The organism is Microbacterium kyungheense (assembly GCF_006783905.1).
GTDB lineage: Bacteria > Actinomycetota > Actinomycetes > Actinomycetales > Microbacteriaceae > Microbacterium > Microbacterium kyungheense.
The window spans coordinates 1,000,197-1,013,160 of the sequence record NZ_VFPE01000002.1 but is presented as its reverse complement, the minus strand read 5'-3'; the positions used below and the strand labels follow the sequence as shown (position 1 = coordinate 1,013,160).

The window sequence follows — 12,964 nt, the reverse complement described above, 5'->3', positions numbered from 1 at the left end:
CTGGTTTTCGCAAATGCGGAGTGCCGGCTTCGCACCGTGCGTTCGCGTGAAACTCGCGCCACGCGTGGGATATTCCCGGCCCATGCTGCGCCCTGTGACAGCATGGGCGGGACAGCTGGAAGGGGCGTTCGCATGGAACAGCTCAAGGTCATCGGAACCGAGGACGACAAGCTCATCCTGGCGACCGAGTCGGGCGACAGATTCTCGCTCGATGTCGACGACGTGCTGCGGGTCGAACTGCGCAAGGCGCGCCGTGATCGCGATCCCGATGCGCAGACCCCGCGGCCGAGTCCCCGCGAGATCCAGTCGCACATCCGCGCGGGACTGTCGGCACGGGAGGTCGCCGAACTGCTCGGCGCCCGTGTCGAGGACGTGGAGCGCTTCGAGGGCCCCGTCCTCGCCGAGCGCGAGCACATCGTCGGCCAGGCTCTGGCCGTGCCCGTGCTGCTGGGCGGCGACTTCGACAGCGACGGCCAGTCGACCTTCGGCTCGGCGCTGCGCGTCAAGCTGTCCGAGGCGGGCGCGTCCGGCGAACGGTGGACCAGCTGGAAGGAGCCGACCGGCTGGATCGTGAAACTCGAGTTCACGGCCGGTGAGATCGACCACGACGCACGCTGGGGGTTCGATCCCCGTCGCAGCACGCTCACGCCTCTGAACACGGACGCGATGCAGCTCTCCCGCCAGGGCTCGCTCCCCGATGGGCTGATCCCCCGCCTGCGCGCCCTCGACGCCGTGCACCCGAAGGACGACTCGCGCTTCGACAGCGGTGCCTTCGGCCCCCGCCGTCTTCCCGACGCGGACCTCGAGTCGCCCGATCTGCCGGCGCCTGCCGCTCCTGCGGTGCAGGAGGCGGCGATCAAGCGTGCGACCGAGCCCACCGTGGTCACATCCGCCGAGACGGCCGACCTGCTCGAGGCACTCCGGCGCCGTCGGGGCCAGCGCGAACCGCTCCCCGGCGCTGAGGAGGTGGCCGCCGCACCGCGCGGCGCGGCCCCGGTCGCCCTCTTCGACGCCCTGGAGCCGGGGTACGACGAGTCCTCCGCGGACGACGAGCCGACGCCGTCGGACTACCAGGCGCCCTCCCCCGCCGTCGTCGCCGAGGCGGGCCGGCGCAAGGGGCGCACGTCGATGCCGTCGTGGGACGAGATCGTCTTCGGCGCACGCACCGAGGACTGAGTCAGGCGAACGCGCCCAGCCGGATCAGGGGCACGGTGCGCTCCTCGTCGGTGAGGGAGCCGTGCTGTCCGATCATCTTCTGGGGCGCTTTGTCGGGCACCCGATCGTCGTAATACGCGATGCCTGCCCGCGGCGCGACGATCACGTCGCCGATCCGCTCGCGCACATCCGGAGCGACGTCGCCGATCAGTCCCGATGCGATGAGCTCGTCGCGCGAGACGACCCACGATCGGGATGCCTCGGCCTGGCGCCACCGGGCCAGCACCGCGTCCGCTTCACCGGGCTCGGCATACAGGTGCAGCATGCGCGGCTCGCCGCCGATGAGGCGGACGCCCGAGACCAGCTCGTCGCCGTCGTGCAGCAGCACGTGGCGGTGGCGGGGGACGTCGATCATGCCGTGGTCGGAGGTCACCACCACCCCCGTGCCGCGATCCAGCGCGCCCGCGAGCGTGCGGGCGGCGGCATCCACCCTCTCCAGGGTCGCCACCCACTCGTCGGACTCCCAGCCGCGCCGGTGGCCGATCGCGTCGAGGTCGGGTGCGTACAGATAGACGAGAGAGCCCGGCGTGCGTGCGGCCAGGTCGGCTGCCAGGCGCACCCGCTCGTCGAGGTCGTCCGCGGCGTGGAACTGCGCACCCCCGAGCGTGGCCGCGGTGAAGCCGGTGCCGGCGTACTCACTGCGCGACACCGCGAAGAAGGGGCGACCCAGCGACGTGGGAAGAGGCTCGGCGCGCTGGAACGAGAGCGGCAGCCCGTCGGTGTCCCAGCCGCGCAGCTGGTTCACGACGTCATCGGTGCCGGGCACGCGTGCGCGGTAGCCGACGATGCCGTGCTCGCCCGGGAGCGTGCCGGTCAGCAGGCTGGTGAGCGCCGCCGCCGTGGTCGACGGGAACACCGTGCGTGCGGCATCCCGCTTCGTCTTCGCCTCGGAAAGGAATCGGGCATGCCCGGCACGCTGGGCGAGGTTGTGCGCACCCAGGCCGTCGAGCACCCAGACGATCGCGCTGCGCGCCGGCGCGAACCACTCCGATGCCCCGTCCAGAGCCGCCGCCATCTCGGGGACGACACGGGTGAGGCTCCGGGCGCGGGGCGGGTCCGCGGGTAGGCTGAGTGACATCGGGGCCAGTTTCGCACACCGCGGCCGCGCCCCTTCTCTCCCGCCGTCACCCGAGGCTTTCAGGTCCTATGCCCGCATCCCGCACCGACTCCTCTCCCGCCGACCACGGACGCATCGAGGATGTCGACGTCTCATCCGAGATGCAGACGTCCTTCCTCGAGTACGCGTACTCGGTCATCTACTCGCGCGCCCTCCCCGACGCGCGCGACGGCCTCAAGCCCGTGCAGCGCCGCATCCTGTTCCAGATGGCCGACATGGGGCTGCGTCCCGACCGCGGTCACGTCAAGAGCGCGCGCGTCGTCGGCGAGGTGATGGGAAAGCTGCACCCGCACGGAGATGCCCCGATCTACGACGCGCTCGTGCGGCTCGCCCAGCCGTTCTCGCTGCGGGTGCCGCTGGTCGACGGACACGGCAACTTCGGCTCGCTCGACGACGGCCCCGCCGCGCCCCGGTACACCGAGGCGCGCCTCGCACCGCCCGCGCTCGCGCTGACCGAGAACCTCGACGAGGACGTCGTCGACTTCATCCCCAATTACGACGGCCAGTTCCAGCAGCCGGAGGTGCTGCCGGCCGCGTTCCCGAACCTGCTCGTCAACGGCACGACCGGCATCGCGGTCGGCATGGCCACCAACATGGCGCCGCACAACCTCATCGAGGTGGTGGGGGCCGCGACCCACCTGCTCGACAACCCGGAGGCGACCGTCGAGGAGCTGATGGAGTTCGTGCCGGGGCCGGATCTTCCCGGCGGCGGCATCATCGTCGGCCTCGACGGCATCAAGGACGCGTACACGAACGGCCGTGGCAGCTTCCGCACACGGGCGAAGGTGTCGATCGAGTCCCTCGGCCCGCGACGCACGGGTCTCGTCGTGACCGAGCTGCCGTACCTCGTCGGTCCGGAGCGCGTGATCGAGAAGATCAAGGACGCCGTCAACGCCAAGAAGCTGCAGGGCATCGCGGACGTCACCGACCTCACGGACCGGCACAAGGGCCTGCGCCTCGTGATCGGAATCAAGACGGGCTTCGACCCGCAGGCGGTGCTCGACCACCTGTACCGGCTCACGCCGCTGGAGGACTCCTTCAGCATCAACAACGTCGCGCTGGTCGAAGGCCAGCCGCAGACGCTCGGCCTGCGCGAACTGCTGCGCGTGTACCTCGACCACCGCATCAGCGTCGTCACGCGTCGCAGCCGGTACCGCCTGGACCGGCGCAAGGAACGACTGCACCTCGTCGAGGGCCTCCTCATCGCGATCCTCGACATCGACGAGGTCATCCAGGTCATCCGCGCCTCGGACGACGGCGAGCAGGCGCGCACGCGCCTCATGGACGTCTTCGACCTCTCGCAGCCGCAGGCCGAGTACATCCTCGAGCTGCGCCTGCGCCGGCTGACGAAGTTCTCGCGCATCGAGCTGGAGACCGAGCGCGACAACCTCAAGGCCGAGATCGCCCAGCTCGAAGAGCTGCTCGGCAGCGACGTGCTGCTCCGCGCGCAGGTCGCGAAGGAGCTGGATGCCGCAGCCGAAGCGTTCGGCACGCCCCGGCGCACCCTCCTGCTGAACGGCGGACCGGTGCAGCCGCGCTCCCGCGCGGCGGCCGCGGTCGCCGATCTGCAGATCGCCGACTCCCCGTGCCGCGTCTACCTCTCGGCGACGGGCCGGATGGTGCGCGCCGAGCTGGACGCCGCAGCGCCGGGCGGCGGCATCGTCGCGCCGGCACGACGCTCCAAGCACGACGCCGTCCGCTCCGCGGTCGACACCACGACGCGCGGTGACGTGGGCGCCGTGACGAGCCTCGGGCGCCTCGTGCGGTTCACGCCCGTCGACCTGCCGTCGGTCCCGGGGAATTCCGTGCAGCTGGCCGCCGGCACGCGCGTCGACCAGTACCTGGGCCTCGGCTCGGGCGAGCACGTCGTGGGGCTCGTCCCGCTGACCGACGCACCGCCCATCGCCATCGGGACGGCGCAGGGCGTCGTCAAGCGCGTCGCCGCGTCCGAGATCGGCAGCAAGCACGACATCGAGATCATCGCGCTCAAGGACGGCGACCGGGTGATCGGCGCCGCACCGGCTTCGGACGGCGCGGAACTCGTCTTCGTCACCTCTGACGCCCAGCTGCTGCGCTTCGACGCCTCATCGGTGCGCCCGCAGGGGCGTTCCGCCGGCGGCATGGCCGGCATCCGGCTGACCGACGGCGCCGTCGTCATCGCGTTCGACGTCGTGGGTCCGACGGCGTTCGACGCCGTCGTGGTGACGGTCGCGGGCTCCGACAGCGCCATCGCGGGCACCGACGCCGGCAGCGCCAAGGTGTCGCTGTTCAGCGAGTTCCCCGCGAAGGGCCGCGCGACGGGCGGTGTGCGCGCCCAGCGTCTTCTGAAGGGCGAGGACGCGCTGACGCTCGCGTGGGTCGGCTCCGACCCGCGCGCGGTGGGCAGCGACGGCGCGACGCGTGTGCTCCCCGATTCCGGCGCGAAGCGCGACGCCTCGGGCACGCCGCTTGACGGCGTGATCGGGGCCGTGGGCACCGGCATCCGCTGACCCGCCCGGAATGACCTGAGGCGCACCGGCTGAGCCGGTGCGCCTCGCGTCGTCTCGGGACGCGTCAGGCGTCGATGCGCTCGCGCACCAGGCGGTCGCTCGAGTCGATGATGAACTCCTTCCGCGGCGCCACGTCGTTGCCCATGAGCAGTTCGAAGACGGTTGCCGCGGCCTCGGCATCCTGCATCCGGACGCGGCGCAGCGTGCGGCCGGCACGGTCCATCGTGGTGACCGCGAGCTGGTCGGCGTCCATCTCGCCCAGGCCCTTGTAGCGCTGTACGGGCTCCTGCCAGCGCTTGCCGGCCTTCGTGAGCTTCGTGAGCAGGGCGTGGAGCTCCTGCTCGGAGTACGTGTAGATCGTGTCGTTGGGCTTCGAGCCGGGGTTCATCACGACCACGCGATGCAGCGGTGGGACGGCGGCGTACACACGTCCTTCGTCGATCAGCGGACGCATGTAGCGGAAGAAGAGCGTGAGCAGCAGCGTGCGGATGTGCGCGCCGTCCACGTCGGCGTCGCTCATCAGGATGATCTTGCCGTAGCGGGCCGCGTCCAGGTCGAACGAGCGCCCCGACCCCGCGCCGATCACCTGGATGATCGCGGCGCACTCGGCATTGGACAGCATGTCGCTGATCGACGCCTTCTGCACGTTGAGGATCTTGCCCCGGATGGGCAGCAGCGCCTGGAACTCGCTGTTGCGGGCGAGCTTGGCGGTGCCGAGCGCCGAGTCGCCCTCGACGATGAACAGCTCGGATTCGGCGACGTCGTTCGAGCGGCAGTCGGCGAGCTTGGCCGGCAGCGACGAGGACTCGAGCGCGTTCTTGCGGCGCTGCGTCTCTTTGTGCGTACGCGCCGAGATGCGCGCCTTCATCTCGGAGACGACCTTGTCGAGCAGCAGGGCGGTCTGCGCCTTGTCGTCGCGCTTGGTCGAGGTGAAGCGCGCCGTCAGCTCGCGGATGACGACGTTCGTGACGATCTGACGCACGGCCGGGGTGCCGAGCACCTCTTTCGTCTGTCCCTCGAACTGCGGCTCAGGCAGACGCACCGTGAGGACGGCGGTCAGGCCGGCGAGGATGTCGTCCTTCTCGAGCTTGTCGGTTCCGACCTTGAGGCGCCGGGCGTTCTGCGTCACCTGGTCGCGGAGCACCTTCATGAGCCCCTGCTCGAAGCCCTGCTGGTGCGTGCCGCCCTTGGGGGTGGCGATGATGTTGACGAAGGAGCGCGAGACGGTCTCGTAGCCCGTCCCCCATCGCACCGCGATGTCGACGTGGCACTCACGCTGCACTTCGGTCGGCAGCATCGCGCCGGACGGCTGCAGCACGGGCACCGTCTCGGTGAAGGACCCGATGCCGGTCAGGCGCCAGGTGTCGGTCACCGCCGTGTCGGGGGCGAGGAAGTCGGCGAACTCCGAGATGCCGCCGTCGAAGCGGTAGCTGGTCTCGACGGGTTCCTCGGTCTCGCGCCCGGCGCGCTCATCACGGATGACGATCTCGAGCCCGGGGACGAGGAACGCCGTCTGGCGGGCGCGCTGCTCCAGCTCCTGCAGGTTGAAGGCGGCGTCCTTGGTGAAGATCTGCCGGTCGGCCCAGTACCGGATGCGGGTGCCCGTGGCGCCCTTCGCGGCGCGACCTGCGACCCGCAGCTCGCTGCGCTCCTGGAACGGCGTGAACGCGGACTCGGGGCTGCCGTTGGAGAAGACGCCCGGCTCGCCGCGGTGGAACGACATGGCCCAGGTCTTGCCGCCGCGGTCGACCTCGACGTCCAGGCGCTCGGACAGGGCGTTGACCACCGAGGCGCCGACGCCGTGCAGACCGCCCGAAGCGGCGTACGAGCCGCCGCCGAACTTGCCGCCGGCGTGCAGCTTGGTGAAGACGACCTCGACTCCCGAGAGCCCGGTGCGCGGCTCGATGTCGACGGGGATGCCGCGCGCGCGGTCCTGGACCTCGACGCTGCCGTCGGCGTGCAGGATCACATCGATGCGGGTGCCGAAGCCGCCGAGGGCCTCGTCGACCGCGTTGTCGATGATCTCCCACAGGCAGTGCATGAGGCCCCGAGAGTCGGTCGAGCCGATGTACATGCCGGGGCGCTTGCGGACCGCTTCGAGCCCTTCGAGCACCTGAAGATGATGGGCGGAGTACTCGGCGGTCACAATCTCCCATCGTAATCGCGGCGCCCGACACCCCCGCGCCGACACGCTCCCGCGGACGCCGGCGCTACGCGCACAGCGAACTGTGAGCAGTCAAGGGCATTCTCGCAACTGCGGCGTGGTTGTATTTCTTGACCGATACGGATGTTCTACGTACACGAGGAGGCACCGAGATGAACACGCTATCGACACCCACCGAGACCGCCGCCGTCCTCGAGTACCGCCTCACCGCGATGGACCGCTGCGACTCCTGCGGAGCACAGGCCTACATCGCGGCCGAGGTCAACGGCACCGAGATGCTCTTCTGCGCCCACCACGGCCGCAAGTACGAAGAGAAGCTCCGCTCCATCGCCACGTCGTGGCACGACGAGACGGCGCGTCTCTCGGAGTGATCCGCCCCGCCGCGCGTCAGCTCTCGTAGGCGCGCGGCACCAGCGGCGACACGCGAACGGCGATCTCTTCCCCGATCGTGCCGATGAGCTCGGCGAGATCCGTGCTGGATCCTTCGCCGCGCACGCCCGGGCCGAACACCGTGACGGTGTCTCCCACGGCGGCCCCGGGCCAGCGCTCGACGAGAGAGTGCGTCTCGCCCACGAGTTCCAGGTGCCGGCCGCCTTCGGACGTGCCCACCCGCACGCGCCCACCGCCCAGCGACGTGGGCAGTCCGTGGAGGGCCCCGATGCCGACCTCGACGTTCTCGTGGTGCACCGCGGTGACGTCGGCCTCGAGCCGTGCGATCGGCCGCAGCCCGAGTTCGCCGGCCGACGGTCCGCCCGACGACCGGATGCCGTAGCAGAACGCCCCCACCCGCACGAGGTCGTAGCGGAACTCCGGCCGCGCGAACGATGCTGCGCTGGCCGCGAGGTGACGGACCGACGGAGGGATGCCGGCGGCCGCCGCTTCCCCGAGAGCCCATTCGTACACCGCGCGGGCGTCATCGTCCTCGTCGTCCGAGGCCTCGGCGATGTGGCTCCAGACGCCGACGACGTCGATCGCCCCCTGCGTCTGCAGCTCGGCGGCACGCCGCACGAAGGCGGGCCAGGCCTCCGGCCGCACGCCGTTGCGGTGCAGCCCCGTGTCGATCTTGAGGTGCACCCGCACGGTCGCGCGGGCGGCGTGTGCGGCATCCGCCAGTTCTTCGAGAAGGTCGGCGTCGCCGATGCCGAGGTCGAGGTCCGCGGCGATCGCGGTGTCGAGGTCGTGGCGCGACGCGGCGATCCAGGCGAAGATCCGCGGCCCCTTGCCGAGGACGGCGCGCACCGCCGCTCCGGTGCGGGTATCGAATGCGCCGAACCAGTTCACGCCCGCCGCCGCGGCGGTGCGGACCACCGGCTCCAGGCCGTGTCCGTAGGCATCGTCCTTCACGACGAGCATCAGCTCGGCCGGCGCGACGGTCTCGCGCACGCGGTCGAGGTTCGCCGTGAGGGCGGCCAGATCGACGTGCAGCCGCGCGGTCATGGTGCCTCCTCGCGGATCGCTCGCAGGCCGATCATCGTGATCAGCTCAGCCGCCTGCAGGTCCGTCGCGTCCATCCAGTCCCCGAGAGACGGTTCCCCCGCGGCAGGATCGCCGAGGAACAGCACCTCGTCGCCGCGCCGGACGCCGGCATCCCGGATCTCGACCACGCACACGTCCATCGCGACGCGACCGACGATGCGGTGCGGCTCCCCCGCGATCGACACGTCGACGGCGCCGCCGAGCGCCCGCACGATGCCCTGGGCGTAGCCGCCGGTCACAAGAGCGACGCGCGTGTCGGCAGGGGCGCGGAACGCGTAGCCGTACGAGACGCCCTCGCCGGCGCGGAGATCCTTGACCGACAGCACGGTGCCGGTGAGACGCAGGGCAGGAGTCACGCCGGGTGCGACGCCGGGAAGCCCGAGCAGGCTCGCCGCAGACAGGGTGTCGCGTGCGGCGGGATCCGGCACGAACTGCTCCGCCGCCAGGACGCTCCGCACGAGCTCCGCACCGTGCCCCCAGGCATCCGCCTCGAAGATCGACGGAGAGAACGAGTGGATGCCGCGCGCCCTCGCCGCACGGGCGTTCGCGGTGAGCGCGGACCTCGAGATGCGGGCGACCGGTGCGCTGCGGGGTCCGGATCCTGGTGCCGGCATGCCGTGCCCAGGGATCGACGAACTCACGCCTCTAGACTATCGGGGTCCCCGAACCGAACCCGGAGCACGCATGTCTTCTCAGGGCCTCGCCCTCTCGAACCGCCTTCGCTATCTCGCCTGGCGCATCCGCCGCATCGATGTCGGATCCGTGCTGGAGCGTGCGAAAGAGACCGCCCACGAGCACGGCAAGTGGACGCCCGCCGTCGTGGTCGACATGCTGTGGTCGGCCGGTTTCCGGCAGGTGGGCTTCCAGGACTACGTCGACTACGACTTCGCGATCCTCAATCGCGCCGAGCGCGCCACGTACATGACGCACCCGGTGTCGAACGAGCTGTCGCAGAAGTACGACCACCCCGACTACCGCGGCCTGTTCCAGGACAAGGTCGAGTTCGACCGCACCTTCAGCGAGTTCCTCCGTCGCGACTGGATGGTCGTCGAGGCCGGCAACGCCGACGAGGTGCGCGCATTCGCCGAGAAGCACGGCACGATCGTCACGAAGGAGCCGGTGGGTCAGGCCGGAACCGGCGTCCACCGCTACCACGCGGCCGAGATCTCGGACTGGGATGCCTTCCACCGGGGCTTGCTCGATCGCGGCGAGCTGCTGATCGAAGAGGTCATCCGCCAGCACGCCGACCTCGCGGCGGTCTGCCCGGGCACAGTCAACACCACGCGGGTGACGGCGTTCTTCGACGGAGAGAAGACACACATCCTCGCGATGGCGCAGAAGTTCGGGCGCGGCGCGGTGAGCGACCAGATGACGTTCGGCGGCTTCTACACGATGCTCGACGAGAACGGCCATGCGGTCGGGCCCGGGTACGACTCGCACGCGCACGTGCACGTCACGCACCCCGACAGCGGGTTCGTGATCGCCGACTTCCAGCTGCCCATGATCGACGAGGTGAAGGCGTTCGTCGACCAGGTGGCTCGCGTCGTGCCGCAGATCCAGTACGTGGGCTGGGACATCGTGGTGACACCCGAGGGGCCCGTGCTCGTCGAGGGCAACTGGGGAGCAGGCGTGTACGAGAACAAGCCGAGCGTCACCGGCATCCGCACAGGTCACAAGCCTCGCTATCGCGCCGCGATCGGGTTTTGACCCGACTCAGCGCCGGTGGCGGGACCGCCCTGTCACCAGGAGGAGCAGCCCCGCCGCGGCGGCGCCGGCGATCGAGCCCGCAGTGTTCCAGAGGACGTCCTGAAGGTCGGGGACGCGACCGGGGATCTGTGACTGCGCGTACTCGACCGCGCACGAGACGGCGAGGCCGAGCACGGGTGCCAGCATCCACAGCCGCCGTCCCAGGAGGAGCGCCAGCGCTGCCGCGAGCGGGACGAACAGCAGCGCGTTGAGCATGCTCTCGATCTGCGGATAAGTCAGTCCCGCGATCAGCGGGCCGGCCCAGCGCTCCGCCGCCGCCATGAAGAGGCCGCGGGCGGGCGCGACGGCGCCGCGGGGCGCGAGAGTCAGGGCGAGGACGAGGGCCGTCGCCAGGACGGACAGGAAGAGTCGCGGGCCGACGGAGGACTCGGTGCGAACAGGGGTGGACATTCCTCCACCTCACCGCAGCCGATGTTGCGTGAGCGTATGCATCCACGCACGCGAAAGGCGCGGCACCCGCGGGCACCGCGCCTTCCTGCTGTGTCGATTCAGACGGCACGGACGACGCCGAGCGGCGTCGACTGGTGTCCCTGACCGAGCGGATTGTCCTTAAGGATCGCGACGAGCTGCTTCTCGCCGGCCCTGTCGAGCGTCGAGCCGAGGATGTTGCCGCCGAGATCGTTGATGTCGACCACGGCGACCTCAGGGACGCCGCCGAGCAGCGCCTTGAGGTGCTCCGCAACTTCGCGCGGATGCTCCGGTCCGAGGACGACCGCCTTGTTGTACGGCGGGATCGTGCCCGACGTCGGACCGTCGATGGCGCGGGCCTTGTCGCCGGCGATGCGGTAGAAGTCGCCCTTGCGGCCGAACAGCTTGGTGACCGCCGAGACCGCCGCCGCGAACAGGATCCGCAGCGTGCCGCACTCGCGCAGCGCCATCTCCATCGTCTCGGGCATGCCCAGGCCGATGCCGTACGGCGTGCGCGTGACGTACTTCGAGAGGAAGAACGCGAGCTTTCGCGGCTTGATGTCCTCGACGAGATACGAGCGGCCCTGCGTGATCGCGACGATCTTCTCCGTCACGAACAGCAGGTCGCCGTCGCGCACGACGTCGCTCGCGTATTCGCGGATGAAGTCGTCGAGGTCGTCGCCCGGCATCACGACCCGCGTGCGGATCGGGATGCGAGCGAACGACGAGCCTTCGACCTGGACGGTGAGCGCCTTGCCGGCGTTCGCCTCACTCACTCGAGGTAGTCCCGCAGCGACTGCGAACGCGACGGGTGGCGCAGCTTCGCCATCGTCTTGGACTCGATCTGGCGGATCCGCTCACGGGTGACGCCGAAGGTGTCGCCGATCTGGTCCAGCGTCTTGGGCTGGCCGTCACCGAGGCCGAAGCGCATGCGGATGACGCCCGCCTCGCGCTCGGACAGCGAGTCCAGCAGCGACTCGAGCTGACGCTGCAGCATCGTGAAGCCCACCGCGTCCGCGGGGACCACGGCCTCGGTGTCCTCGATGAGGTCGCCGAACTCGCTGTCGCCGTCCTCGCCGAGGGGCGTGTGCAGCGAGATGGGCTCGCGGCCGTACTTCTGCACCTCGATGACCTTCTCGGGGGTCATGTCCAGCTCGCGGCTGAGCTCCTCGGGCGTGGGTTCGCGACCGAGGTCCTGCAGCATCTGCCGCTGGACGCGGGCGAGCTTGTTGATGACCTCGACCATGTGCACCGGGATGCGGATCGTGCGGGCCTGGTCGGCCATCGCGCGCGTGATCGCCTGACGGATCCACCAGGTGGCGTACGTCGAGAACTTGAAGCCCTTGGTGTAGTCGAACTTCTCCACCGCGCGGATGAGACCGAGGTTGCCCTCCTGGATCAGGTCCAGGAACTGCATGCCACGGCCGGTGTAGCGCTTGGCGAGCGAGACCACGAGGCGCAGGTTCGCGCCCAGCAGGTGGCTCTTGGCGCGCTGGCCGTCACGGGCGACCCACTGCAGGTCGAGTCCGAGCTGCGAGGTCTTCTCGGCCGCCGACATGTGCGACAGCTTCTCTTCGGCGAACAGGCCGGCCTCGATGCGCATCGCGAGCTCGACCTCTTCGGCCGCGTTCAGGAGCGGCACCTTGCCGATCTGCTTGAGGTAGTCCTTGACCGGGTCGGCAGTGGCGCCGGTGATCTGCGTCGAGTAGACCGGGACGTCGTCCTCGTCGCTCGACGAGATGACGATCGCGCCGGTGGGGAGGGGCTCGGTGAACGCCGGCTTGGTGCTCTCCTCGTCCTCCTCCTCGTCCTCGGAAGCGCTCTCGTCGCCCGACGCCGGCTTGGCGGCGCCCTTGGCGTCCGTCGCCTCGCCGGCCTCGTCGTCCGCGGACTCGTCCTCGTCGAGTTCGACGTCTTCGTCGAGCTCTTCGACGTCGTCCTCGAACTCGTCGTCCGACTTCTTCGCGCGCTTGGACGCGGTCTTCGGCGCAGCCTTGGCCTTGGCGGCGCCCTTCGCTGCGGGAGCCTTCTTGGCGGCTGTGGTCTTCGTCTCGTCCGACTCGGTGTCCTTCGCGGCCGAGCGAGCCTTGGTGTTCGTGCCTGGAGTCACGTTTCGCCTTTCACCGGTCGACGCGCACGGCGCGTCTCCGGTCGGTTTCGGACACTAGTAAGACCCTTGTCAAGTCCCGAGCTTCGCAGAGTGCTCTCGCGAAGACGGTTGACAACGGGTCAGAGCGTCTAGTATCTCATACTTGCCGTGCGCCGCCAGCATCGCCCCGCCGAGGCCGGCGCACCTCCGTACTGATGACAACGCGCAGGCAGGAACGA

Annotated in this window: 11 protein-coding genes; 4 read left to right on the top strand and 7 right to left on the bottom strand. The window is 70.1% G+C overall.

Annotated features, from left to right (window positions below; all coding sequences use genetic code 11):
- Nucleotides 1-132 precede the first annotated feature (132 nt).
- A complete protein-coding gene (gene sepH / locus FB391_RS11490; protein ID WP_141894495.1) occupies nt 133-1,176 on the top strand; it encodes a septation protein SepH in 1,044 nt (347 codons plus the stop codon).
- A 1-nt stretch (nt 1,177) separates the two neighbouring features.
- On the opposite strand, the gene FB391_RS11485 is transcribed toward sepH, so the two are convergent.
- Nucleotides 1,178-2,293, bottom strand: coding sequence for an alkaline phosphatase family protein (locus FB391_RS11485; RefSeq protein ID WP_141894494.1), 1,116 nt, complete (start codon nt 2,291-2,293; stop codon nt 1,178-1,180).
- 68 nt (nt 2,294-2,361) lie between these two features.
- On the opposite strand from FB391_RS11485, the gene FB391_RS11480 reads away from it, so the two are divergent.
- Nucleotides 2,362-4,821, top strand: coding sequence for a DNA gyrase/topoisomerase IV subunit A (locus tag FB391_RS11480; RefSeq protein ID WP_141894493.1), 2,460 nt, complete (start codon nt 2,362-2,364; stop codon nt 4,819-4,821).
- 64 nt (nt 4,822-4,885) lie between these two features.
- On the opposite strand, the gene FB391_RS11475 is transcribed toward FB391_RS11480, so the two are convergent.
- Nucleotides 4,886-6,967 carry a DNA gyrase/topoisomerase IV subunit B gene (locus FB391_RS11475; RefSeq protein ID WP_425462949.1) on the bottom strand — a complete coding sequence of 694 codons (2,082 nt, stop codon included), beginning with the start codon at nt 6,965-6,967 and terminating at the stop codon, nt 4,886-4,888.
- A gap of 170 nt (nt 6,968-7,137) precedes the next feature.
- Here FB391_RS11475 and FB391_RS11470 point away from each other — a divergent pair, with 170 nt between their 5' ends.
- On the top strand, nt 7,138-7,356 hold the full coding sequence (locus FB391_RS11470; protein ID WP_141894492.1) for a DUF7455 domain-containing protein: 219 nt from the start codon (nt 7,138-7,140) through the stop codon (nt 7,354-7,356).
- Nucleotides 7,357-7,372: 16 nt separating this feature from the next.
- Here FB391_RS11470 and FB391_RS11465 read toward each other — a convergent pair whose 3' ends face one another.
- Complete coding sequence (locus FB391_RS11465; RefSeq protein ID WP_141894491.1) at nt 7,373-8,422, bottom strand: alanine racemase; 1,050 nt, start codon at nt 8,420-8,422, stop codon at nt 7,373-7,375.
- The gene (locus tag FB391_RS11460; protein ID WP_246093469.1) at nt 8,419-9,102 is read right to left on the bottom strand and encodes an alanine racemase C-terminal domain-containing protein; all 684 of its coding nucleotides are present in this window, start codon (nt 9,100-9,102) and stop codon (nt 8,419-8,421) included. Before FB391_RS11460 ends, FB391_RS11465 begins: the two co-directional genes overlap by 4 nt.
- A 43-nt stretch (nt 9,103-9,145) precedes the next feature.
- Here FB391_RS11460 and FB391_RS11455 point away from each other — a divergent pair, with 43 nt between their 5' ends.
- Nucleotides 9,146-10,168, top strand: a complete 1,023-nt coding sequence (locus FB391_RS11455; RefSeq protein WP_141894490.1) for a sugar-transfer associated ATP-grasp domain-containing protein — start codon at nt 9,146-9,148, stop codon at nt 10,166-10,168.
- 6 nt (nt 10,169-10,174) lie between these two features.
- On the opposite strand, the gene FB391_RS11450 is transcribed toward FB391_RS11455, so the two are convergent.
- The 3 genes from FB391_RS11450 to FB391_RS11440 form a co-directional block, all read right to left on the bottom strand.
- Nucleotides 10,175-10,618 (bottom strand): VanZ family protein, encoded by a 444-nt coding sequence (locus tag FB391_RS11450; RefSeq protein ID WP_141894489.1) that lies wholly within the window; start codon nt 10,616-10,618, stop codon nt 10,175-10,177.
- Between the two features lie 98 nt (nt 10,619-10,716).
- Entirely contained in the window at nt 10,717-11,412 is a 696-nt protein-coding gene (locus FB391_RS11445) for a coenzyme F420-0:L-glutamate ligase (protein WP_141894488.1), read from the bottom strand.
- A complete protein-coding gene (locus tag FB391_RS11440; protein WP_141894487.1) occupies nt 11,409-12,746 on the bottom strand; it encodes an RNA polymerase sigma factor in 1,338 nt (445 codons plus the stop codon). The genes FB391_RS11445 and FB391_RS11440 overlap by 4 nt, the downstream gene beginning before the upstream one ends.
- Nucleotides 12,747-12,964 lie beyond the last annotated feature (218 nt).